Source organism: Pseudoalteromonas luteoviolacea H33-S (genome assembly GCF_001625695.1).
In the GTDB taxonomy this organism is placed as follows: Bacteria; Pseudomonadota; Gammaproteobacteria; order Enterobacterales; family Alteromonadaceae; genus Pseudoalteromonas; species Pseudoalteromonas luteoviolacea_B.
Genome location: NZ_AUXY01000059.1, coordinates 15302 through 41115, shown reverse-complemented (window position 1 = coordinate 41115; position 25814 = coordinate 15302). Strand labels below are relative to the sequence as shown.

The following is a 25814-nucleotide window of genomic DNA, read 5'->3' as shown; positions in this document are numbered from 1 at the left end:
AACCTGTCTGAACTGGAAGTGATAATACACTAACGAAGCGTTTAGGACAGAAGGTGCGAATAAATCAAAGGTTAGAGAGTCGCGCTCTCAAAAGAAACCGCATATACGCAAGCATCTTTAATTTTAAAAAACATGTTGTCAAACAAGTGGAGCCCATATACGAGTTCAGGGTGACGGGGTTTAGTTTAGTGTTGTTGGTTTAAACAAGTTGCACTTTCTTATCCTTGTCGTTGCGGGCTTGTTCCGCAATCCATGTTTGAGAGGAAATTGGGACCTGTATCGAGTTCAGAGTGACGGGGTTAATTTTTTCAGGGGGATGGGATTAATTGAAGGTCACCATAAAAAAGCCCCTGAAGCCAAAGGCGACAGGGGCTTATCGTTATAGCTTTATGTTATCGTCTGCGGCGAAGTAGCGCAGGGAAAACAAGCAGTAATAGAAGAGCTGGCATTGAACCGCTAGAGGAACGAATTGTTCTGGTTTCTTCGCGTTCAATCACATTTACTGTGGGTGCTTTTACCGTTATTACGAGTGTGCCAGATGCGTTTGCACCTTGCTCATCGGCAACAACATAATTGATAGTCACTTGACCTTCGCTGTTCGCTTCAGGCTTAAATGTAATGGTGCTATCCGTAAAGGTCACTTCACCTGAGTCTGCGGTTGCGCTTATAAGTGTTAACTTTCTACCTTCTGGGTCTGAGTCATTGGCGATGACATCGACTGTGAGGGTGTCATTGTTAAGTACTTCAGCCACATCATTCATGGTAACAGGTGGTTGGTTCTGCTGAACTTGTGCAACCACATTGACTCGCATCGTTGCAGTACTTGTCCCGCCTTGACCATCACTGATTGTATACTCAATTGTATCAACACCAATGAAATCAAGCGCACTTTGATACTGCAAACTCGAATCACCATTGATTAGCACTGTGCCATGTACAGCAGAGGCATTGATCACAAACAGGGTGTCGTTATCAGCATCAGTATCGTTTTCAAGTACATTTAGTGCGACTGATTGGTTGCTCGTTATTTCTTGACTATCGTCTACTGCAGTAGGCGCTTTGTTGTCTGTTACAACAATACCTACACCACCTGGGTCGACAATTTTACCGTTTTTAATGCCATCTGCATCGTATTCGCCACCATCTACCAGTGTTAGTCTGACACACCATGCACCTTCGATTAGGCCTTCCTGCCAGCTGCTATCATTCATGCTTGGGCAGTAACCTTGCTGGCCCATGGCTGAGTGGATAGCGTTACCATTTTGCGTTGAGAATGTGATCCAGCCTTGATTTGGCAGGTACTTACGATATTGGGCATTTGCTGGGATCGCGGCTTGCTGAGGCAATACGATTTTGACACTCTCTACACCACTTGGCATATCAACGACAAAGTCAAAAATACCACCGCGATTTTCCATGCCTTCGTCCGCAGAGATTAAGCCTGTTTGCACTGCTTCATTGGCATTGAGCGAGGCTGCATTTTTGTTGCTACCCAAACTTAAACTACCAAGAGACATACACACACCGGCTTCTACCTCAATCAGACCAGACTCCCAGTTATTACCTGAAGAAGGCAGAACATTACATTGCGCATCAATTGGGTCTAAATAGTTAGGAATACCATCAGCATCTTCGTCACCAAAACCTTCTTGCGCATCACTAATGAGGTCGCCATCTGTGTCTGTATTATTGTCCAGTACCGGTTGCTCTGAAACCACTTTAAATATCATAGTTTGAGTATCAAATAGTCCAGCATTATCAGTAGCAGTTGCACTGACTTGGTAGACACCGACAGAAAGTGTAGAAGCATCAATACTAAATTGAGTTGGAACCGTGCTTTCATTATTCAAATCAGCTTGTGCTTGCCACTCAATGATGTGTGTATCTGTGCTATTTTGATCCTGTACATCCGCAGTCAGTGTGATCAGGCCATGCTCTGCGACCATGATTGAACGTGCTTCATTTTGTTGCATTGCATTTAGCGTAAGTGTTGGTGCAACGTTTGACTCTACGATGGTAATTTCGTGTTGTTGCTCAGTAATTGCATTCAAATCATCGGTATTTAATGTGATCACAATGGTTTCATTTGCATCGCTTTCGTCATCACGAACGGTTTCGATAGAAATGAGGCCTTGTGTGCCTGACTCGATAGTGACTTGGCCTGATGCCACTGTGTAGTCTTCTTCATCAGCAGTACCAGAAATTGCAAAATCAATATTTATAGGGTATGTGAAATGCTCACCACTTAACGTCACAGGTATCGTTGCCGTTTGGCCCTCAACAACAAACTGACTTGGAGAAGGCATACTTATCATCGGACGTACATTTACTACCTGTGCTGCGCTTGCACAGACATCGGCTGAATTACATGCTTGCCAGTAAACTTTATTGGCACCAGATGCCAAGAAGTTACTTCCAATGAGTTCAACAGCAATTGGCTCACCGCTACTATCCACCGCAGTTGCTACGCCTAAGTCTACCTTAGTAAGCTGGCCTGTTGCATTTACAGTCAGATCAGCAGGTGCGGTGATCACAGGTGCAGAAGGTTGATTTTGACGAAGCTCTAACACAGCTTCTGCGCGGCCACCAAATCCATCTGAAATTGCATAACGCACCTGAGCGATACCTTTAAATGTATCATTCGTGCTAAACACAATCTGGTTGTCTTCAATCACAGCAAGACCTGTATCTGAATTAACAGCCACCAGTGATAAGGTGTCACCATCAGGATCGCTGTCATTGTCTAATACAGCTATCGCTATAGATGATTGACCTTCGGCAAGTTGTACAAAGTCATCTTGTGCAACGGGTGATAGGTTATTCGTACTAATTTGCACGTTGACAGTTGCCTGAGCAGTCTCTGTGCCATCACTGATTGTATAACTGATAGTTGCATGGCCTGTATTCAGTGCCGGTGCTTGGTATTGAAGCACATCGCCGCTTACTTCAACGTGACCTGTATTAGTCGTTGCCGCAGTGATGTGAAGTGTGTCGCCATCGACGTCAGTGTCATTCGCAAGCACTTTGATGTTGGCAAGTGACTTTGCAGAAACCACAGCTGAGTCGTCGAGCGCTGATGGTGCATCGTTTTGCGGAGCAATCGTGATTGCAACGCGGGCACTTGCGCTAAGTCCAGCTTCATCACTGATTTCATAGGTAATTTGTGCTGTACCATGATAGTTTTCAGTTGGTGAATAGGTGATGGCAGAGTCTGAATAGCTCACCTGACCTAAGCCTGAACTAAGCGCCGCATTTGTGATTTTTACGCTTGCCATGTTTTCGTCGATATCGTTATTTAATACCGAAACCGTCACACTTTGATCTTCAAGTGTATTGGCGGTGTCATTGGTGGCGATAGGCGCTTGGTTTTTAGCGATAACATTGACAGAGAGTGTTGCTGTGGCAGTACCGCCATTGCCATCAGTGATGGTATAGCTGATTGTTGCTTCACCAACAAAGTTTGCGCTTGGCGTAAAGCTTACTTGCGTATCAGAATAACTAAGCCCACCTTCACCTGAAACGATTGTAGCGGCGCTGATGATAAGTGTGTCAGAGTCTGTATCCGTGTCATTTATCAGTACATCGATAGTAACGGTTTCGCCTTGTACTGCGTCTGCAACATCATTATTTGCAATCGGCGCTTGGTTATCTGGTATGGCAACGACTTCCAAATCGAAATCGGTGATTACAGGGTCATGATCTGATGAACGGTATGGTGAGTCTGAGAACCATCTAGTTAGCTGACCTTCTGACTTACCTTCGGTGTTGTAGTCTAGGCCTGCGGCTTCATCGGCATTAATATGCCAGTGCATGGTTTGCACAACACTTTCCATCGACGCATTGGCAGTTAACATGTGATCTAGGCTGCCTGCTACACCGCTATAGTAGTATGAATAATTATCGCCGGTGTCTTTTTCAAGACTGATATTGGCAAAGCCAGCATCGTAAAATGCTTGCATGGGCGCTTCATACGCATAGGCATTAAAGTCACCTAAAATGGCGTAAATAGGCTCATTAGTGCTAGAAACTCCTGAATTTGAGTTTGTTTCACTGCCAGTTTGGTCAAGTGCTGCAATGACTGTCTGAGCTGCTAATAAGCGCTGGCCATTACACGCGCCCTCTACGGCATCATCCATATCTACACCACATGACCCGCCTTTAGATCGGAAGTGATTCACAACGACGCGGATTTCTTTGCCGCCGTTAATTGGTTTGAATGACTGCAACATGGGGGGTCTATGTGCACGTGTTGCTTCATCGAATGGCGCATCTGTGATCACTTGCGCACTGCCTTGAGGTGTCACACGGTTATCACGGTAGATAATGCCGACAGTCACCGCATCTGTACCAACTTGTTCTAGCTGAGGGTTGATGTATGCCCAATTATTCGTACCGTCTCGCTCATTTAATCCATCAATGAGGTTTTTGATAGCACTGTTATCACCGTAACCATTGTTTTCGATTTCCATTAGGCCTACAACATCAGCATCTGACGCCAATATTGCACGGATCACTTTGCTGCGTTGGCGATTGAACTCTTGCTCATTGTTCGCACCGCGACTGTCAAAGTTGACGAAGTAGTTCAGTACGTTAAAGCTCGCAACACGGATATGTTGCTCTGATTGACGTTCTGATGGTTTAGTACGACGAGGGTTAGACGGCTCGAAGCTTGGTAAGCTGGTTGGAATAAGCTTGTAATTACCATAGGTGTAGTGAATCACCCCTGACATGTTCGACACTTGGTCGCCGGAGCGAAGTGGCATATCAGCACTGAAACTTGGGTAATAACTGATTGTTTCAGGGTTACTTTGCGTTGAGCTGTCATCGACAAGTAACACGTTTCTTGTGTTCAGTTCAGCAAGCTCTAGGCGACGAGGGTCGTCTTTAGGGTACTTGTTGGTAGGCTGCATTCGCATGCCTTGAGACAAGTAAATCTCACCATATTTAGTGAAGTTATGGCTCAGGGTGACATGTAGCGTTTGTGGCATTGATACCCACATACCTTCAAGTGACTCTTGGTCAAAGCCTTGTGCAAACGGTAAATTCACCTCTGTTGGTGTGACCTGCGTTAACACATCTGTGGCACAAGAAAGTGTCTCGGTTACTGTACTAATTTGTGTTAAGTCATACTTTTCAACCACGGTGCCCAGCACTCGGACTTGTTCACCAACTGTGACCTTGGTATTTGCATCCGCGACAAAAATGCCTTCTGAGGTGGTGCTGTCAGTGTCTGCATGTTGGTCTTCTTCTTGAATGAAGAATCCGCCATGTTGACCGCTGTCTTGGAATGTGGCCACAACAACGCCTTCAATCACAACAGATTGATCCACCAGTGGGCTTGCAGTCTGATTGCCCTGTACCGCACTAATGCGTGTTGCAGGGTCATTACATGCGCCAAGCTCAACTTGCGGCGGGGTTGTTCCACCATCAGAGCCACAGGCCGCAACGCCACTACAGCCAAGACCGTCTGCGGTATTTTTCTCGAAACCTTCCCATTCAATGCTTGGGTCAAAGGTATCATCTAAGCTTGTATCACCTGATGTGATCCCTTCTTTACGACGTAGGGTTTTATCTTTGGTTGAGGTATTACCGCTGCCCCATGCACTGCCAGGATCCGTTCCGACTTGACCAAATACATCGGCAATTTGGCCATCAACTGTCAGTACAAGTGCATCATCTCCGTTAAAGTAAGTGATGGTACTGGTGCTGTCTTGACGACTCTTAATCTCGTCATTTGCACTGCTGTTAGCAATAACGTGAGTTTCACCATGCTTTAATTCGCCAGATAAGGTTTGTGTTCTTAATCCTTCTGTCGTAAGCGGCTTACCGTTATCTGCCAAGGTAATTGTAACGCGGCTAAGGTCTAAAGTTGCGCCGGTAAAGTTGGTAATTTCAACGGCTTTGTTGCTGCTGCTACCTTCAATGTACTCAGTGAAGATCACTTTGCTGGCTTCGACCTGTTCACTGACCTGAATCGAAAACGCAGGCAAGGTCACAACATCTGTATTGCCATCAGTGACACCGATGACGATATTGCTTGCTACACCAACATCTTGAGATGATGGGGTACCAGTCAGTTCACCATTTTGCGTGTTGAATGTGGCCCAAGACGGCTTGTTGGTGATTGAGAAAGTCAGTGTGTCATTGTCTTCATCGTTTGCTGCTGGTCTGAAGCCATATGCAATGCCGACGACAGCACTTGTACTCGGTGTGCCTGTGATTGTCGGTGGAGTTTTAATTGAACTTGAATCAACGACTTCAACGGTGAAGATCGGTAAAGACACCGTTGATGTACCATCAGTCACTGAAATTTGAATTTGCTCATAAACGGCAATATCTGCTACTGATGGCGTGCCAGATAAACGGCCTGTTTGCGTATTGAATGTCGCCCATGATGGTTTGTTAACGATAGAAAACGTCAAGTCATCGTTGTTTTGATCTGATGCCGTTGGCGTAAAGCTATACTCACGACCTGTGCCAACGATGCGTTCAGGTTGACCACTAATGACGGGGGCTACATCACCTAATTTAGGACAGGTATCAGCAAAGAGGGTTTCTGCAAACTCTGGATTATCGATAAATGGATTTCGGTTACCCTGTTGCTCTACAATGCGTTGGTGTCTATCTAATTCTAACGGATCTACTGTATCTTCACGGTGCCAATCCATAAGGTTACACAGTACGCCTAAAGTTGGTGAGCTACTTGCGCTGATATTATTCACAAGCTCAAGATCTGGCATGTTGCCGTCAGTGCCATCATAGCGTACCGCCATGTAGAACATCATACGAGCGGCATCGCCTTTTACCGCGTCTCTTGGTTCAAATGAATCGCTATCAGTAAAGTTACCCGGTGCGTTACCCACTGGATTACCGCCATCATCATAATCTTTGCTGCTGCGCGTTGAGTTCACCTGTACATTGGTCGGTCTTAAATGGTGAATATCGGTGTAACCATACTGGCTTTCACTTGGAAAACCATGAGATTTTGGCCAGCTGTGCTCTCTGTTCCAATCCGTAGTGCCGCCACCATTGGTATCTTTAGACTGGCTTTTTCCTGTGTAGAACAATAGTACATTGTTTGGATTATTTGGATCTTCGTCGGTGTACTTTAAGGCATCCCATACTTGCGAGTAAGTTAACCTCTGTTGACCTTGTCTTGCAATTAAAGCAAGCGCACTTTCTAACTCCGCACCCACTTTGCCAATTGCAGAGGCGTAGTAGGTAGTGTAATCATAGTTACTGCCCGGTTTGTCAGTAACCGTAATTGAAAATGCAGGCAAACTTACGGGGGCATTCACACCGTCTGACACTGAGATAATGATGTTGTCATGATCACCGGTATCAGGTTCCGCTGGAGTACCACTAAGTTGACCCGAAACGTTATCAAATGTTGCCCAACTTGGTTTGTTGGTGATTGAGAACACCAACTCATCATTTTCGAGGTCGATGACGAAAGGCGTGAAGGCATACTGCCGAGTTGCTTGCACGGATGTGTTTGGTGTACCAGAAATAACAGGTGCATCATTGGTGCCTGCAGCTCTAACTAAGATTGAAAAGCCGTTAAGTGCATTGGTCACTGTGCCATCATTGACGGTGATAACAATGTTGTCATAGGTTCCGATATCAGCCGCTGTCGGTGTGCCTGATAGCGCGCCTGTTGCTGTATCAAAGCTTGCCCAACTCGGCTTGTTTTCGATGGCAAAAACCAGTGTATCATCATCAAGGTTGGTGACAGTTGGAGTGAACACATAGGTATCAGACGCATTCACTATGCCTTGTGGCGACCCACTTATTTCTGACGGGATATTACCACTGCCGCCACAGGCAGCAACGCCTGAGCAACCAAGGCCATCAAAGGTATTTTTTGCAAAGCCAATCCATTCGTTTGCTGGGTCAAATGCATCATCTATGGTGATGTCGCCGTTTTCTATGCCTATTTTACGACGTAGCGTTTTATCTTTTGTACTGGTGTCACCAGCGCCCCAATTACTGCCTGGATCTGTACCGACTTGACCAATACTGTCCACGATGACGCCATTAACCATCAAGGTTAACGCATCGTCACCATTGAAATAAGTAGCTGTGCTGGCAATATCGCCAAGTGCTTTTAGTTCGTCACTTGCGCCGCTGTTGTACAGGACATAACTGCTGCCTGCAGCGAGTGTGCCTGATAGGGTAAGCGGGGTGACTTCATCTAGCTTTTTACCATTTGCAGTTAACGCAATACTGACGGTGCTAAGGTCGATGCTATTGTTGCCAAAATTAGTAATTTCAAGCGCTTTGTTATTGCTGCTACCTTCTACATACTCTGTAAAGATAACATTTGCATGTGCGTGTCCCATGACGACACTTGAACACAGCCCCATAGCGATGCAGCGGCCCAAGTATCGCAATTTTCCGCGATGCTTATTGTTAGAGTTCATATTTTTCCCGTGTGTTTATCACTCTGTTTTATCATTTGCGAGTTAGATTATTTTTAAGGGTGCAAATATTCCCATTAAAAAATGGGAGGCGAATATAATACTCTATTATGAACTTTTTATTAAAAATACCTTAAATATAAGACATCTAATTGCAACAATATCCCATCTCTAGTTATTAACACGCTGTGCAGATTAAGTATCTTAATGGGGACATATGTCCTTGCATAATATCATGATTTATAGAGGTTTCTTTCATATGTGGATTTTTTGTTACTTTCGGGTGGCGTGTATCTGCGGGGGGATCTCACTTTCTATAAAATCACGTTGTTAACATTTTTTAATTATTTGATGCTTTCTTTATACAATAAAGAACGTTCTAATTTTTACAATTGTTTACGTTTTGGGTTCTTTTTGAACAGCCTGCATGGTTTTTTTGACATGAAAGTGGTTAAAAAACCGATAATTGCAATAATGGGGTCGGTGTCCACATACACCCTGGGGCATCAGTTATTTTAATGTCCTGCGGTCGCTGACTGCTTATCAGCTAGATGTGATTACACTCTAAGCGGGCAGACAAAAAAAGGTGAGGTTAAACGCCTTTTTGCCTGCCCTGATATTACTTATCCTGAATGTCTCTGAAATTAAGAGCTATAAATAATTAGCTCAATATGTGGACATTGCTGGGTAATAAATGATGTTAAACTTTCTCTGTCCTGCGCCTCTAGAGAACTATACACCTCGAGCCTATTCACATTATGTTTGGAGGCATATTGGATCAGGCTTAGGTACTCACTTGAAAAGTCACTTATTGCGAGTTCTTTAGGTTGAAGCTCCTCTATCAATTGTTTGATTATAGGTTCATGAGCCCACAGTTGTTTACAGAAATTTATATTGAATGTATCAATAGGGCCAGAATTCAGTTGACGAACTTGCTCGAATGCTGGGAAATAGGGACATGCCAAATGCTCACTGTTTTCTAGTACTTTGTTGAAGTCACCGGAAATTGTAAAATAACTGATGCTAAAGTCTGCATTCAATAGAAATGAAATACGGCCTTTCATTTCCCCTTTGGTGTTTTCAATTCCTGCATTCCAATCTCGCAGTTGGCCACTTAAGTCCCATTCGTGCATTTCATCTAAGCAAAGCTGCTCATTCACCATTGTTTCTATTTGTAGTTCATGTATCGCAGTTGAATTGTAGTGAAAATGGGTGTTCTCACGGTTCATACCACGTATAAAAACATCTTCGCTTGTTATTCTACCTTTTGGATAAATGCCGTATATGGTCCCAGTATACCTCTCGTCATTTAAATACATGGGTTCATCTGTGGTGCAATCAACCAAGTCATCGAGTATGGCATGTGTTGTTTTATTTAAATAAGGCGGCTTGTAATCACACACCTTAACCCCATTTTTATACACATGCCGGCTGGTTACAACCCCGTCGGTATGGCTAATTGCCATACCCGTAAAGAGGATATTTTGATAGTAATAGCGCTCTTGCTTTAACTCTAAAGCCTCAAAAAGTACCATTAACAATCCGTGTGTATTCATTGTCCTACCTTTTACTTTTTATTTTCGTCAGATTTTTTAAGTGTTTAAGATGTCCATTACAACTTTGAGAAGCTGTAAAAGTAATATCCAGAGCGAACTTGCAGACTATATAATTATTTGAGCAAGTTATCATTTGAATGCACGCGATCACTTATTGTTGCTCCGCTGGGCTGTATTCAAACTTATTATGGTTGTCTGGGTGCCCTGAAATTAAGAGCTATAAATAATTAGCTCAATATGTGGGCATTGCTGGGTAATAAATGATGTTAAACTTTCTCTGTCCTGCGCCTCTAGAGAACCAAACACCTCGAGCCTGTTCACATTATATTTGGAGGCATATTGGATCAGGCTTAGGCAATCACTGGAAAAGTCACTTATTGCGAGTTCTTCGGGTTGAAGTTCCTCTATCAATTGTTTGATTACAGGCTCATGAGTCCATAGCTGCTCGCAGAATTTTATATCAAAGCAATGTATGGGCTCTGAATTCAATTGACGAACTTGCTTGAGTGCTAGGAAGTAAGGACATGTCAGGCTTTCGCTGTTTTCCAGTACTTTGTTGAAATGACCGGAAATTGTAAAAACACGGATGCTAAAGTCTTCATTCAATCTAAATAAAATACGTCCTTTTATTTCGCCTTTGATGCTTTCAATTCCTGCATCCCAATATTCTAGTTGGCCATTTGAATCCCACTCGTGTATTTCAACTGTATTGAACTGCTCATTCACAATGGATTCTATGACCAATTCGTGGATTGCAGTTGAGTTGTAGTGGTAATGGGTGCTTTCACGGTGCATGCCACGTACAAAAACATCTTCGCTTGATACTCTACCTTTTGGATAAATGCCGTATATGGTCCCAGTATACCGCTCTCCATTTAAATACATAGGCTCATCTGTGGTGCAATCGACCAAATCATCTAATATTACATGAGTTGTTTTATTTAAATAAGGCGGTTCGTAATCATACTCCTTAACCCCATTTTTATACACATGCCGGCTGGTTACAACCCCGTCGGTATGGCTAATAGCCATACCCGTAAAGAGGATATTTTGATAGTAATAGCGCTCTTGCTTTAACGCCAAAGCCTCAAAAAGTACCATTAACAATCCGTGTGTATTCATTGTCCTACCTTTTACTTTTTATTTTCGTTAGATTTTTTAAGTGTTTAAGATGTCCATTACAACTTTGATAAGCTGTAAAGGCATGGTCTACACTTTATGCATCGTCCAGATGCATCTACACTCCCATATTGTTCCAGTATCTAATTGTTATTTTTATAGTTTTTAGGTCTTTTAATTCCATTATGGTGTTAGTTTTAAGGCCTGAATTGACATTTTTTGTTATCTAAAATAAAGAATGTTAATTATTCAAATTTATAATTTAAATTGAAAAATATATTAATTTAACAGCTCACTTATCACCCAGGGGTTATCGGTTTTATTATTTTAAATTTATCCCTTGTTTTTTATCGTCTTTATTTCTATCAAATGTGTGGTTTTTTGTAAATTATATTTGCTTTTTTACGGGTCTTCCTTTCATATAGCTAGGTCTATTCATCACCCTAAAGAGGTGATGCTTATTTATTGCAGCGGTGGTTTTTTTAAGTTTTAATCTAATAGATAAATAATAAATCAAAGATAAAGATGGATAATTCTCAGAACAAACTCATTGATTTAATGGATGCTATGTATGTCACTGTTGGTAACATGCGCGAGGCACATTGGCTTGGTGATCCGCAATGTGGCAGTGAGGGAACCTTGGCACAAGAGCAAGTGTTGTACGACAGATATCAAAGCCTTCGCCAAGAATTAGTGTCTTTAAACCCTGACTATATTAACGCCAATGCTTTTATTGTTAATCGATATGGTGAGCAGTTATCTTTTGCGCAAGCGCAAGAAGTGATGAATATTAAAATCAATGCGTTTGAAAGCGGTAATATAAAGCGTGCTGAGATACACGCGCAAGAGGCCCTGTTGCAGCATCAACAGCAGCTTACTGAACAAAGAAAACACCAACAAGAAGATGAAGCGAAAAGTCAAGCACAAGCGCTTCTTGAATTGAAGCAGTCATTGGCCCCGTGGCGAAACACAGAAGAAGTGACCAAGCCCGAAGAGACTGAACTACAAAAACATCAAAGGCTGCAATCGCTTGCACAAAGTCATAAATGTGTATCTTATATCGATAGTTTTCAAGAGCTCTATCAGGCCTTGCGCAGTGGCGTTGCTTTTGATGAATTAACTAAGTACTTAGTTGCACCAGAAAAGGATGAGGGCTTGTATACGTTATTGTGTGTCGTGGATGACCTTGTGCTTTATCAAGGCACAGAGCGCAATCTTGCGCCGGGTTCACATTTTTCTCGTTTGCTCGCTTTGCAGTATGAACCGCAAAGGTATTATGAGCGCTATACTCCTTTGCCAAGCGGTGCTTTTGCCCTAGTTGAAAAAAAGCGTATCGCAGTCAAGATGGCAACAGATCTTGCATTTCAACCGATTGACGCCATGCAAGAAGTCCTTGTGTTTCGATTACTCGACAATAAATAAAGCGCTTAGCAAGATATTTTAAACTGAGACACACTACCGAGCATTTTTCTCTCCCACTGATGCGTTAACATGATTTTGCCCTTGTTAATATCTTAGGGTCATGATAGCGTGCACCCGCCGTTTAAAATGGTTATATTTAGGGCTAATAGGTTGAAATATATCTAAATAAATTTGTTAACTATATTTTTTATTTTTAGGTTGAAAGAGGTGTTTATGAAGTTATCAGAGAGAAAGGACTCTTTGCGTATCATCGTCAGTACTGTGGTATTTTCTACAGTGCTATCGGCATGTGGAAGCAATGATACCAATGAGGTCGTCGTCCAACAGAGTAAGCCTGCTGCAAAGCCAATAGTAAACCAAGCTGTGGTGGTCGGTGCAGGGTTATCAGGGTTAACAGCGGCCTATGAGCTAGAGAGTATCGGTTATGATGTAACGATATTGGAGGCTAAAGATAGGATTGGTGGACGCATAGGCACATATGATATGGGTGAGCAGCATGGTGAAATTGGTGGAGAGTTTATTGATGGGCCTATGGTACATCAGGAAATCCATCGATATGCTAGCCTTTTCAATGTGGAACTTGCAGACACAGGATATTGGGGAGAAATAGAAAGCGGTGCTTATTATGTTGATGGTCAATTGGTCAGCTATACCGATTTTGAAAATAACTTTGCACCGCAAATTGTTGCGGATTATAACCGTTTTTATGATGAGCTAAGTCTACTTGCAGATGCAGTCCCAGATCCTGATGAGCCCGCGCTTTTAGATAAGGCAAAAGAGTATGATCTTACAACGGTGCAAAGTTGGATTGATGGGCTTCAATTACACCCAGAAGCAGAGTTACTTGCAGAGCAATTTGTCAGAGGCGAATTTGACGAGCCAAGCGATCTGTCTCTATTGCACTTAGCGCAGTATGCCAAAGTTTATGAGCAAGTCTCTGATGACGATGTGGAAGGTTATCGTTTTTTAAAAGGCGGCAGGGCGATGGCGCAAGCCTTTGCGGATAACCTTGAAGGTGATATCCACTTAAACCAGCCGGTAGTGAGTATTAGCGAACAAAATGATCGTGTGACGGTTGAAACTACAACCGGTGGCAGCTATGAAGCGGATGTGGTGGTGGTTACAGTGCCGCTTCCCGTGTTAAATAAAATTACGTTTACCCCGCACCTTCCACAAGCGTTAACAGATGCAGCAAACAGCATCAACTACGGGTCTCATTCCAAAGTACTCCTGCAATATAATCAGCGCTTTTGGTTAGACCAAAATTTGGGCGGTGACACAGTGGTTGCTGGTGGCCTACCCACAGGGTGGACTTGGGAGACAACTGAGCGCCAAGGCGGCACCGGTGGTATTCTTATTACTTATACATCTGGCGATTACAGTCAAATGCAAAAAGAGTGGACTGATCAACAGATTGTTGATGCAAGACTAGATGAAATCGAAGTAATGTACCCAGGCTCTAAGCAGTACCTTGTGGCAACAAAAGTGCAAAACTGGGTTGCTGAAGAGTGGACGCAAGGTGGCTTTATTGCATATGGCCCAGGTCAAATAAGCAAATACTGGAAGCTATTTCAGCAGCCAGTTGGCCGCGTTTATTTTGCAGGAGAGCATACAGACACTTTATATCTAGGTTATATGGAAGGTGCTGTGCGCAGTGGTGTGCGCGTATCTCAGCAAATTAAAGAGCTAAACCTTTAAGCTTCAAAAAAGTGCCTTTTATTAGGCACTTTCAAATACTGCCAATATTAAATACTCAAACCCTAAATATGTGGCTGACTTTGCACTTAACTTATTCTTAATGAACTAATTTATCATTTTGATTCTATTGGCTATTTTTATTTTTTTGGGATGCTTTTGAATCATTAATAATATCCTTGTTATTTCTATCTAATTTGTTTGGTTTGATTTTTATAGACGAAACTCTAGCTCAACAAAGTGCCAGTAAAAGGGCATGAAAATAATAATAGGAAGGTAGTTATGAGACGATATCAACTCAATGCGCTTGCAGTTGCTGTTTTATTATCAACAGGGGTAAATGCGCAAGTAGCCATAGTCAATGCAGAGTCTATCGCGTTGCAACAGAAAAATAGTGACGCACAGTTGCACAAAAGCTTATCAGCAAACTTTAATACACCACAAATCTTTCAAGAGGCGCAAACGCAGACAAGGGAGTGGCATGGTGATGTGACCACAGCAAAGGTGCTCACGATATTGATGGAGTTTAATGATATTCCAAATAACTCTATGAAACCTGATGATTTACCGAGTAAGCATTACTTAGAACACTACAGTATTAATCATTATCAAAACTTAATTTATGGTCAAAACGGCTATTCGGGCCCGATGGCTGCAACGTTACCAACGGTACGCGATTATGTGCTAGACCAAAGTGGCGGGTCATTTGATATCAGTGGAGAGGTGTTTGGCTGGTATACATCCCGCTTTGACCATATGGTATATAAAAGAGACACACGTGCACTCGTGAAAGAGGCGGTTCATCATGTGTTAGCTGATGAAAGGTTCAAACTAAGCGATTACGACTTGAATAATGACGGTGAAATTGACCACTTGAGCATTATCCACTCAAGCCTCGGTGGTGAAAGTGAGCCAAGGGCTTTGCGACCTGATCCAAATAGTCCTTACAAGCAATTTATCCACTCACATCGCTCAACGGTAAATGAAGAGATCAAAAATGAGAGTGTGGGTAAATCGGCGCGGATAGGCAGTTATTTCATTCAACCAATAGACACCCCGATGGGGCTTTACGCACACGAATTTAGCCATAGCCTCGGGTTAGCGGATGAATATGACTTAACGTATACACAAGATGATTATGGCATAGCTGGAGAAACGGTTGCGTCTTACTCTATGATGTCTTCTGGTTCATGGGGAGGCGTTGTCAGAGGCTCAAAGCCAACGGGTTATAGCCCTTATGCGAAGTTGTTTTTACAAAATAAATATGGTGGGAACTGGGTACAATCTACAGAGATCAATAGTGAAGATTTGAGCGCGCAAGGCGTTGTTGTGCCGTTTTCTTCAGCGGGGGTAAAAGGTAAATATAACGATTTAGTTAAGGTGAACCTACCGCAGTTAAGCAAGCAACTATATCAACCAGTAAATGACCAAGCGTTTGATTTAACCAGCTACAGTGAAGTAATTTTTGCGGTATCTCTCAATGGCAGCCAAGCGCCTTCATTGAGCTTAGATCTAAACAGTGAGCAATCGATTCATCCCAGCTATGGATTCACCTTGCACGTCCAAGTACCGGGTACAAACATCTCTGAAAACATAAAACCGTCCAACAGCGATGATTTTATGATGAGCCAGAATAATACCTTTATTCGTTCAACCAATAAGCAGTGGACAAAAGCACATTATGATTTATCGGCGTTTAAAGACTATGACACTGTATACGTCTCGTTGCTGAATTTAGCGATTGCGGGTGATTCGACCTATGTCGCTGCGGACAATATTGAGATTTTCGATGGTGATAAAGTCGCGGCGACTGTTAATTCAAATCATACTGAACAAGTCTATTTTAGATATAACGCCAAGCTGTCGAACGGCTCTATTCAATATACGCCTTATTATTTATTAGAGTGGCGTCAGCATGTCGGTTTTGATGAAAGTCTTAAAACCGAGGGCATGGAAGAAGGTCTGCTGGTTTGGTATGTTGATCCATCTTATATGACCGATTTTTTTGATATTTCTAGTACGGATAATCAAGTTGCAGCGCACCCAGGAGAGGGCTGGATCGGTATTGTGGATGCGGATAGAAACCCGATATTTGAATATCAATCAGAATATACAAGTACTGGGCAGTGGGTTGCTGACAGAAGTATCATACCGCAAAGATCTGGTGAGCAAATTAGAGATGCTGCATTTAATACATTACCTCAGCGAGGCAGTGTGGGAGAGGTAAAAAGAATGGATCTTGCAAATGGTGGTTATTTAGAAACGATTTTACGGGATGAATTTATAAGTCCAAACCCTCGATTTGCAGATTGGGGTGATTATACCAACTACGTTCGTCCAGCAACGGGTAAGAAGCTTCCCAAACTTGGCCTTATTTTTGAAGTATTAGGTCAATCAGCAGATAGCTCAACCGCAGAAGTTAGAATTTCTAAAGTTTGGTAATTGATATATTAGAGCCCATGAAATAGTGGGCTTTAACTCTTTACTTGGTATTTTAATCGTATAAATTAATATAAAGGTAGGTGTATAGGGTGGGGATTTATAGTTATTATTTCACTTGAGTTATTGTTATATTGTATCAGCTTGTCTATTTATTGGTGTGTTTTAGATTATTTATTTAAAATTTTTAAGTTTGTTGTTATTTTTTGAAAATTATCGAGTTTGGTTACTGTGAGCAATGAATTCATTTTAATTGATTATTGCTCTGGCTCACTAATGACTCAATAATTTGGAAAAATAATAATGAAAAAATATATGCTGAACTCACTCACTGCAGCAGTGATTTGTGCGTTAAGTGGTTATGCTCAAGCGCATGCTCACCACGTGAATACGCCTACTGAAAATGCATCTATCACGCCTGTTCAAGTTGAAAATTTTAAGAAAAATGCTGACTTACATAAAAATTTAACAGCTGACTTTAGTGCACCTTTAGTTGTCCAAAATGGTGATGTTACCTCACAAACACGCCAGTGGCATGGAGAGGTTACAACACGTAAAGTACTTACCATTTTGATGGAGTTCTCAGACGTTCCGCATAACTCAATTAAACCTGAAGATACACCAAGCAGACATTATTACGAAGACTATACACCAGAGCATTATGAAGAGATGATTTTCTCCAAAAATGGTTATAAAGGACCTCGTGGTGATACGCTTCCAAGTATGCGTGAGTACTTTATTGACCAAAGTGGTGGCTCTTTTGATGTAGACGGTGGTGTGTTTGGTTGGTACAAAACAGAGTTTGCACACCCATATTATAAAGAAGATACGCACGCATTAATTAAAGAAGCAGTATATAACGTACTTGCCGATGAAAACTTTAATTTAAGTGATTACGACTTGGATAATGATGGTCAAATCGACCATTTAAGTATTGTTCACTCAACACTTGGTGAAGAGTCAGAGCCTCGCGCACTTCGCCCAGATCCAAACAGTCCATTCAATAATTATATCTGGTCACACAGACACGTTGTAAATGCAGATGTGGTTAACGAAACGGTTGGCAAAACAGCACGTATCGGCAGTTATGTAATTCAGCCTATTGATGCAACAATTGGTCTATTAGCGCATGAGTTGGGCCATGATCTAGGCTTGCCTGATGAGTATGATATTGCTTATTCAGAAGACAAACACGGTGGTGTGGGTGCAAAAGTTTCTTCGTACTCTTCAATGGCGTCTGGTAGCTGGGGTGGGGTGATAAGAGGTACTAAGCCAACAGGCTATAGCCCATACGCAAAACTGTTTTTACAAAACAAGTTTGGCGGTAACTGGATCCAGTCTCAAGAAATTAATGCTACAGAATTAACAGGCCAAGGTGTGACGGTTAAATTTTCTCAAGCAGGTGTTAAAGGCTTGAACGACGATTTAGTTAAAATTAACCTACCTGAGCAAACAAAAAGAATTTATGAGCCGCTGAACGCAAATGCATTTGACCTAACTAGCTATAGTGCTATTTCATTTGCACAGCCGTTGCACAACACGCAAGCTGCAACGTTAAGCTTTGATTTAAACTCAACGACATCTCTAAATGGTGCATACGGCTTACGTGTAATGGTAAGCGTGCCAAGCGCAGGCATTTATGGCTCATTAGCACCAGCTAACGCTGCAGAATTAGAAATGGCATCAGATGGCAGAAAAGTGCGTGGTACAAGTGGGCAGTGGACTACAGTGAACTACGACATTGCATTTTTAGCGCAATTCGACGATGTGAGTTTCACAATTGAAAACTATGCAATTGGCGGTGATGCAACATACGTTGCTGTAGACAACATTTCTGTGGCGGATAACGGTGTTGTTATCAATGAAATTACGTCAAACAACCCTGAAAAAGTTGAGTTTGCATTCAGTGCGTCATTATCTGATGGTACCATCCAGTACACGCCATATTACTTACTTGAATGGCGTCAGCATGTTGGCTTCGATGCAAGCTTAAAAGACGCAGGCATGGAAGAAGGTTTACTTGTATGGTTTGTTGACCCGTCTTATGCACTTCAGTACTTCGATGTACCGAGTGTAGATAACCTATCAGCTGCACACCCAGGTCATGGTTTCTTAGGTATCGTAGATGCTGATAGAAATCCTATCTTAGAATATGTCACTGAATATAGCGCGACAGGCCAGTGGGTAACTGACCGCAGTGTTACACCTCTAAACAGCCGCAGACAGATCAAAGATGCGCCATTTAATACAGTACCGCAGTTAGGTGACGAGGGTAGAACGACCCGCACCGATCTTGCTAACGGTGGCTATCTTGAAACGGTTTGGAGAGACCAGTTTACAAATGCAAACCCACGTTTTGCAGACTGGGATGACTATACAAACTACATCCGTCCAGCGACAGGCACTAAATTACCAAAGCTTGGTTTAATGTTTGAAGTGGTTGATCAATCAGCTGATGGTGCAACAGCAGATATCAAGATTTCGAAAATGTGGTAAGCAAATCTGATTGATTATATTTAATTGAGTAGTTCTAAGCCCAGCAATCGCTGGGCTTTTTTGTTTTATGACCAACAGTATTGCACAATAAGGGGTCTCGCGTTTGTCCATTGAGTATGTGCATAATTTTTCCAGAATATAACCAAAAATCTTCTATGCTTATTTAGAGTATTCATTTAGTTGCGGTAACACTTACTTGGTGTGAAGTGGAGGTGAGATGTCTCATTATAAGCCAACAAGGCTTATGGGCTGGTTGTTTACAGGGTCACTGTTGTATTTGCCCACACAGTGTGTCGGCGCGCAAGAGATTGAAAAAATATCGGTCACAGGAACGAGGCTAAAGCGTTCAATTCAATCTGAAAGCCCTATTCCCATTGCAAGTATTGATGCAAAAGTACTTTCGACAATTGGCGCGAATGACGTCAGAGATCTCATCGAAACCTTACCATTTAATGCAGGCGCGCAGAATAATTCTGATAACTTAACGCAAAACTTTACCGTCGGGACTTCAAATATCAATTTGAGAGGGCTCGGCGTCTCTTCTACCTTGGTGTTATTGAATGGTCGGCGGCAAGTGGTATCTGCGGTTGTCACAGATCAAGGAGCTAGCTTTGTTGATACGGCGTCACTCATTCCGACCTTGGCAATTCAACGGGTTGAGATTCTTAAAGACGGAGCATCAGCGATTTATGGCTCAGATGCGGTTGCGGGAGTTGTGAACTTCATTAGCCGAGATGATTTAAACGGCAGTGAAGTGCAGTATGAATATCGCAAACGTATCAGTGATGGCAGTCAAGACGAGACAAAAGTGGACTTTGTATTTGGTAGTGATACGGGTAACTCAGGGCATGTTTTGTTCGCCGCGAGTTATTTAGAGCGAAGCAGTTTGGTGCTCTCAGAGGTTGATTGGGTGCAACCTGCATTTAGTAGCTTTGGCAACCCTGGAAGCTTTGTGATCCCGTCGCTTGCCAATGATGACAACCCTGACGGCCTCACCGTTGCAGATCCCAATTGTGTGCAAAATGGCGGGAGTGTGTCCGAGGGCAGTAATGGCAATTCGTTTTGTTTGTTTGATTTTGCCCCTCAAATTACGGCGGTACCCAATGAAGACAGATTACAGCTATACATGCGCACAAAATGGGCATGGAATGATGATACAGAGCTGTGGTTTGAAGCGGGATTTGCAGATAACGACGTATCAAGAGAAGTCTCCCCGAGCTTTCCTGTATTAAATGCCCCCAGCGTGTTAGCAAGCCACCCTAACAATTTCTATAAAGAAGACATCTTCTTCCGAGGTCGCCCGTTCGGTGTGGGCAAGCCCACGGAAATCAACTTTTATTCGCATCAAACTACCCGTGTTGCATTGGGGATTGATGGGGCCATAGGCACGGATAAATTTTGGCAAGTATCCTACGTGAATGCCAAAAATGAGGCGTTTTTAAATCCTAAGGATGTAATAGCGGATAACTTCCAGTCTGCATTGCTGGGGTATGGCGGCATTAATTGTCGGCGAGGCCTTGGTACTGTAGCAGGCGCAGGAGAGTGCTTGTATTTTAACCCATTCGATCCGCAAGCAAGTGCTAATGAGCAACTCCGAGGCTATATCATTGGTGATTATATTGGCAATGTAGAATCTGAGATGCAAGTTGTTGAGGGCGTCATCGCATTTGACGAATTGATTGAAATGGATGCAGGTTTTGCGGCACTGGCGTTGGGTATGCAATATCGAAAAGAGTCTATTCGCTCTGTGTATGATGCCTTGACTCAGCAAGATAGGTTCGCATTTTTAATTGGTAATCAGAATGTTGAAGGCGACCGTGATGTCAAAGCGGTATTTACAGAATTGAGGTTACCTATCTTTGAACAGCTAGAGCTGGGCCTTGCACTGCGCTATGAGGATTATGGCGATTTAGGCGGAGATACCACAGATCCCAAGGTGTCGATGCTTTGGCATGCCTCTTCGAATTTATCTGTGAGAGGATCATATAGTACGTCGTTTCGCGCGCCTTCTGTGCATCAGTTAAAAGGAGTACAAACGAATTTTGCCAATATTACAGATCCCAGAGATGGCTCAACGACATTTGGTGGGAATAGAACCGTTGGAGACCCTGACTTAGTGCCAGAAACCTCTACGGCACTGAACATCGGGGGCACATATAGTGTAAACCAGTTTGACATGGATATAGACTACTGGCGTTTTTCGTTTGAAGAGGTGCTGACGCGGGAAAGCCATCAAGCCGTAGTAAACGTCTTTGCAGACGATCCTGAGCGGGTAGTTCGCACATCAGCTGGGACAATTTCAATCGTCAATACCCGCTTCATTAATGCGGAAGCCATTGACACATCGGGTATAGATTTTAATATCATGTATCAGTGGGATACACTTTTTGGCAGATTCACGCCCCAGCTTTTGGGGTCATATATTTTGGAATATGATTTGACCGATAATGCCGGTGTGGTTAGCGATGGCCTTGGTAAACTTAATCGCAATACGGTGGGTAATCCGACCCCTAAACTTAAAGGCAGCTTTGGCATAAACTGGCTGTTTGAGGCACACAGTGCCAATGTTTTTTTTCGCCATGTTGCTAGTTACGAAAATGATGTCACCTTAGAGAAAATCAACTCGTTTAATACACTCGATCTTCAATATGAAGTCGATATGGGTGAGTTAATAAAAGCAGGTGTAAATACAAATATTACCGTGGGTGTTGTAAATGTAACGGACAAAGCCCCGCCTTTTGTGGATATTGCAGGCAGTTACGACCCCAGAACAGGCGATCCAAGAGGGCGCAGAGCGTATATCAAATTAAAAGTTGAGTTTTAAGCTGTGATGATGAGTTGGCGTGCGATGGCTGGGCACTTTTTCAAAGTAAAATGTCAATGTGGCAACTTGTCAGTCTATCTCGCTGCAAGCTTATTACTGCTGTTAAGCCAGCAAGCATATGCAGCACGCGTATTGCAGTTTGTGACGTTAGAATATCCTCCCTACCAATATTTAGAAGGCAATCAGCCAAAAGGCGTGGGCATTGCCATGGTCAATGAGATATTCGAGCGCATGGATAAGCCCATTGCAGTTCGATTTATGCCATGGGGTAGGGCAATTAGAGAGATCCAATCGGGCCATGCAGATGGCATCTTCACAATTTACAGCTCTAAAGCGCGAAAACAAACCATGCTGTTCTCTGAGCAAGTCTTGATCAATCAATCGGTGTCTATTTTTAGTAAACGAGATAGTAAGCTAAACCTGACTGGCACAATTGATGAGTTGAGTGAGTTAAGTGTAGGCTTGGTCAGAAATGTCAGTTACGGCTTTGAAATTGACCAAGCAATCAAACAAGGACAGATCCATAAAATCGTGGAAGCAAACTCAGGTATGCAAAGCTTTAAACTATTATTTGCTGGTAGGGTTGATATTGTGATCAGCAATCAGTTGGGTGGGGCGGATATATTACGCCGACTTGATATTCAAAATGAAATTAAACGTCATACAGAATACGCATACGCCATACCAAGTTATTTCGCATTTCCAAAAACCAGACGCGGAGAAAAGCTGAAAAAACGCTTTGATGAAACCTTGTTGCAAATGAAAGCAGACGGCACTTATCAAGCGGTATTGCAACAGGCGCTGGATTGTACAGGGAGTGACTGTTGATACGGAGTGTCTCCCTCGAATATGGTTTTGAGGAGTGGGCTAATTAAATCATTTGAATGTCTGTTATGAGGAATAGATGGTGGCCCTAACGCACTTTGGATAATTTTTAGTTAGGGCGAATGTGTACTTTTGCCAATCTACTGTACCGCATCATGTCAAAAGCAGACCTTAGCTATTGATCATAGTGTTAGCTACTTTACACTTTAGAAAAAGCACTTTTTCGTTGCAAATCCCCACCACAATATGGGCAGGCTAACGAAGTCGTTAGAATTGTTCTACCGCACCCTTTACAATCGCTCTTTTCTTTAGTGCTGACTCGCCCGTCTGCTTTTCCATCCATTAGATCCACTTTTTCTATATATTTCTTCAAATCGCTTTCGGTTAAGCCCGAATGATCTTTAAGCAATGTCCACATAGCCATAGTGACGAGCTTTAGCTGTTCATGACGGCGTTCTAATTCCTTTAACCGCGCATCGTTCGTAGATATTTTTCCATCTTGATATTTATCTTTTTCAAGATTACTTCGAAGTCCATCTTGTACTTCACCGATCTGTCGTTGCTGAAACATGTCCCAGATAAAATCGATCATATTGACTTCTCTTTAATAGCTAACAATTTTATAGTGCGTGTGTCGCGCATCTTTCTGCCGGTGACACGCTCATGTATCTGATAAATGTACTTTTAACAAATAACGTAATGTATTGCCAACTATAAATTTTTTGGTGCTAATAGAGTGTGTGCCTGTCCTATTTCACATTTATTTCACATTTGGTTAATTGGTTCTTACGGCCCCGACTTTAATTGCCTTCTTATGTTTTAAAACAACGAACAATCACATGGTAAATCTGGTAAGTCGCAGCCTTTCTTTGGTATACAGTTTCCCACTTCACACGCTGCTGAAGGATCACAACAGTCATACCATGTATCTTTTTTATTCTTATCTTTAGGTTTCTTCTTGTCATTATCTGATAGTTGTTTGTATGCTGCTTTACACTCATTAAATCGAGCTTTTATCAAAGGGTAACTAGTCCATAATCCGCATTTAATTATTATCTTTTTAACTGCTTCAGAGCACGAGTCTCCCTTGTTTAAAGCTGCATGGGCACAACAAAAACCCTTATAAGGAGATAAATAATTTTGATAGAAGTTAATTAGTACTAAAACGAAAGACTTCACTAAACATCCTTTTAAAACATAACAATCTTATAGTGCGAGTGTTGCGTATTTATCTTCCTATGTCACGCACATGTATTTAAAAAGTCTTCTTTTAACAAATAACCTAATGCATTGCCAACTAGAAATATTTTTAGTGCTAAGAGAATTTGTGCCTGTCCCATTTGGTTTTCTTTGGTTTTATAATTATCGACTAAGGAGCGCAAACCAAGCTTTTTGCGCTCTTTCTCGATGATGTTGTTAGTAGTCCAGAGGCCAAAAATCAATAACTATTTGGATCTTTAATTACAAGGCGCAAAATAAATAGGACAAACACTTTTCTTTATTCTGTTGGCTAAGCTCTTTTTTTCAATAAAAGTGACTGTTTGTCTCCCAATACTGAATCGAACATACGCATGGCTTCAGCTTGATGCAAGCCACACAATTTAGCATCAAAATGTTTTAGCCAATACACTGCCGTGCTCGCCATCATATGATTTGGGAAATAAATAGGACAGACACTTTTCTTTATTCCGTTGGCTAAGCTCTTTTTTTCAATAAAAGTGACTGTTTGTCCCCCAATACTGAATCGAACATACGCATGGCTTCAGCTTGATGCGAGCCACACAATTTAGCATCAAAATGTTTTAGCCAATACACTGCCGTGCTCGCCATAATATGATTTGCGAAGGCACTGCCAGGACACTTTGAGTTTCCTACACCATATACAAATAGCGAAGGGTGCTTGTTACTTTTTGTATGACCAAAGGCCTTGCAAAAACGTGATGGGTCAAATTTGTTTGGCTCACTAAAATTCTTCTCGTCTTGGTGGTGTATTTGCGAAATAAAACCCAACCAATGTCCCTTAGGCACGACAAACTTTTTTCCATCAGTTCCTTGAATCTTGATATCAGATTCTACCAACCTATAAATGGGTTTATTTCCGCGCAATCTAAGCACTTCTTTGATAAGGGGCAATATATCAAAACTGGGGGTAGTTCTAATTTCATTAGCATAGGAGGGATGCTGGACAAGTGTTCGATAAAACGATTGCATCGAAGGCAATATATTCGACAGTGAACCCCATAAAAAATATAGCAATACCTTTGCCTTGTCCTCTTGATTGATCATTGGACTGCTAAACAACCCTATCTTTAACGATTGTATAAGTGGAGTTTGCGCCTCAGCAAGGACTTGTTCAAACCGTAAAAGCAGCTTTTCTTTAGCGCAGCTTGCGTCATTTGCAGCTTGCTTACAATCAGCACCGGTCGGTGACAAGCTTTCACTAAAGCTAAAATAATCAGCAATAGCTTGGTCGCTCGCTAAAGGTTTACCAAAAAGTGAATATAGGCTTGCCTTTATCATGGTATTAAGTTGCAGTTCGGCCAACTCAACTTCACAATAATTCTGTGTATTTAAATAGCGCTCAGCAAATTTCTGACATTCAAAATTGAGTCTTTCATCATAACGTGCTTTTGTGATTGCTAACTTTTGCCCTTTTAGTGCGAGTACAAAGTCTCGATTCATTTGTGCAATTTGTTGCTCATCGCAAAATACATTGTCAATTTCAAATTGACTCCTTACCTCTACAAGCTCAGGGTTAATATTCATCTTATTTTTTGCCACGACGTCACTGAACAGATCTGACTCCTGAACTAATGTGATTTTTGGCCCACCAAAAATAGACAGTGTGAATATGTTTCCAAACTGAGCCATGCACGATTTAATATAATCAATCAAATTTAGGCCATTCATTTGGCTTACGTCGGTCAATGCAACATGCACTGGTTGCTCAAAACTATTTTGATTTTGTTCAACTAGATTCACAGCTAACTCCTTTACTTATATCTAGTTATTTGGAGT

General features: G+C 42.2%; 12 protein-coding genes. 6 read left to right on the top strand and 6 right to left on the bottom strand.

What is annotated here, in order from left to right:
- Positions 1–392: 392 nt before the first annotated feature.
- The 3 genes from N477_RS07640 to N477_RS07630 all read right to left on the bottom strand — a co-directional run bounded on the left by N477_RS07640 (position 393) and on the right by N477_RS07630 (position 11098).
- Positions 393–8423, bottom strand: coding sequence for an ExeM/NucH family extracellular endonuclease (locus N477_RS07640; protein ID WP_081216577.1), 8031 nt, complete (start codon positions 8421–8423; stop codon positions 393–395).
- A gap of 641 nt (positions 8424–9064) precedes the next feature.
- Entirely contained in the window at positions 9065–9976 is a 912-nt protein-coding gene (locus tag N477_RS07635) for a hypothetical protein (RefSeq protein WP_063363487.1), read from the bottom strand.
- Between the two features lie 210 nt (positions 9977–10186).
- The gene (locus N477_RS07630; RefSeq protein ID WP_063363486.1) at positions 10187–11098 is read right to left on the bottom strand and encodes a hypothetical protein; all 912 of its coding nucleotides are present in this window, start codon (positions 11096–11098) and stop codon (positions 10187–10189) included.
- Positions 11099–11620: 522 nt separating this feature from the next.
- On the opposite strand from N477_RS07630, the gene N477_RS07625 reads away from it, so the two are divergent.
- The 6 genes from N477_RS07625 to N477_RS07600 all read left to right on the top strand — a co-directional run bounded on the left by N477_RS07625 (position 11621) and on the right by N477_RS07600 (position 22799).
- Positions 11621–12517, top strand: coding sequence for a cell envelope integrity protein TolA (locus N477_RS07625; protein WP_063363485.1), 897 nt, complete (start codon positions 11621–11623; stop codon positions 12515–12517).
- Positions 12518–12730: 213 nt separating this feature from the next.
- Positions 12731–14215 (top strand): flavin monoamine oxidase family protein, encoded by a 1485-nt coding sequence (locus N477_RS07620; protein ID WP_063363484.1) that lies wholly within the window; start codon positions 12731–12733, stop codon positions 14213–14215.
- Positions 14216–14494: 279 nt separating this feature from the next.
- Positions 14495–16654 carry an immune inhibitor A domain-containing protein gene (locus N477_RS07615; RefSeq protein WP_063363483.1) on the top strand — a complete coding sequence of 720 codons (2160 nt, stop codon included), beginning with the start codon at positions 14495–14497 and terminating at the stop codon, positions 16652–16654.
- Between the two features lie 300 nt (positions 16655–16954).
- On the top strand, positions 16955–19147 hold the full coding sequence (locus N477_RS07610) for an immune inhibitor A domain-containing protein (RefSeq protein ID WP_063363482.1): 2193 nt from the start codon (positions 16955–16957) through the stop codon (positions 19145–19147).
- A 217-nt stretch (positions 19148–19364) separates the two neighbouring features.
- A complete protein-coding gene (locus tag N477_RS07605; RefSeq protein WP_063363481.1) occupies positions 19365–21971 on the top strand; it encodes a TonB-dependent receptor plug domain-containing protein in 2607 nt (868 codons plus the stop codon).
- Between the two features lie 6 nt (positions 21972–21977).
- Entirely contained in the window at positions 21978–22799 is an 822-nt protein-coding gene (locus N477_RS07600) for a substrate-binding periplasmic protein (RefSeq protein ID WP_081216576.1), read from the top strand.
- A gap of 196 nt (positions 22800–22995) precedes the next feature.
- On the opposite strand, the gene N477_RS07595 is transcribed toward N477_RS07600, so the two are convergent.
- From N477_RS07595 to N477_RS07580, 3 genes are all read right to left on the bottom strand, one after another.
- Positions 22996–23367, bottom strand: a complete 372-nt coding sequence (locus tag N477_RS07595; RefSeq protein WP_155731843.1) for a hypothetical protein — start codon at positions 23365–23367, stop codon at positions 22996–22998.
- Positions 23368–23615: 248 nt separating this feature from the next.
- The gene (yidD, locus tag N477_RS07590; RefSeq protein ID WP_063363479.1) at positions 23616–23975 is read right to left on the bottom strand and encodes a membrane protein insertion efficiency factor YidD; all 360 of its coding nucleotides are present in this window, start codon (positions 23973–23975) and stop codon (positions 23616–23618) included.
- 516 nt (positions 23976–24491) lie between these two features.
- Complete coding sequence (locus tag N477_RS07580) at positions 24492–25778, bottom strand: cytochrome P450 (RefSeq protein WP_063363477.1); 1287 nt, start codon at positions 25776–25778, stop codon at positions 24492–24494.
- Positions 25779–25814 lie beyond the last annotated feature (36 nt).

Coding starts and splice junctions, on each gene's coding strand:
- N477_RS07640 (WP_081216577.1), bottom strand. CDS start 8,423: ATGAACTCTAACAATAAGCATCGCGGAAAATTGCGATACTTGGGCCGC.
- N477_RS07635 (WP_063363487.1), bottom strand. CDS start 9,976: ATGAATACACACGGATTGTTAATGGTACTTTTTGAGGCTTTAGAGTTA.
- N477_RS07630 (WP_063363486.1), bottom strand. CDS start 11,098: ATGAATACACACGGATTGTTAATGGTACTTTTTGAGGCTTTGGCGTTA.
- N477_RS07625 (WP_063363485.1), top strand. CDS start 11,621: ATGGATAATTCTCAGAACAAACTCATTGATTTAATGGATGCTATGTAT.
- N477_RS07620 (WP_063363484.1), top strand. CDS start 12,731: ATGAAGTTATCAGAGAGAAAGGACTCTTTGCGTATCATCGTCAGTACT.
- N477_RS07615 (WP_063363483.1), top strand. CDS start 14,495: ATGAGACGATATCAACTCAATGCGCTTGCAGTTGCTGTTTTATTATCA.
- N477_RS07610 (WP_063363482.1), top strand. CDS start 16,955: ATGAAAAAATATATGCTGAACTCACTCACTGCAGCAGTGATTTGTGCG.
- N477_RS07605 (WP_063363481.1), top strand. CDS start 19,365: ATGTCTCATTATAAGCCAACAAGGCTTATGGGCTGGTTGTTTACAGGG.
- N477_RS07600 (WP_081216576.1), top strand. CDS start 21,978: ATGATGAGTTGGCGTGCGATGGCTGGGCACTTTTTCAAAGTAAAATGT.
- N477_RS07595 (WP_155731843.1), bottom strand. CDS start 23,367: ATGTTTCAGCAACGACAGATCGGTGAAGTACAAGATGGACTTCGAAGT.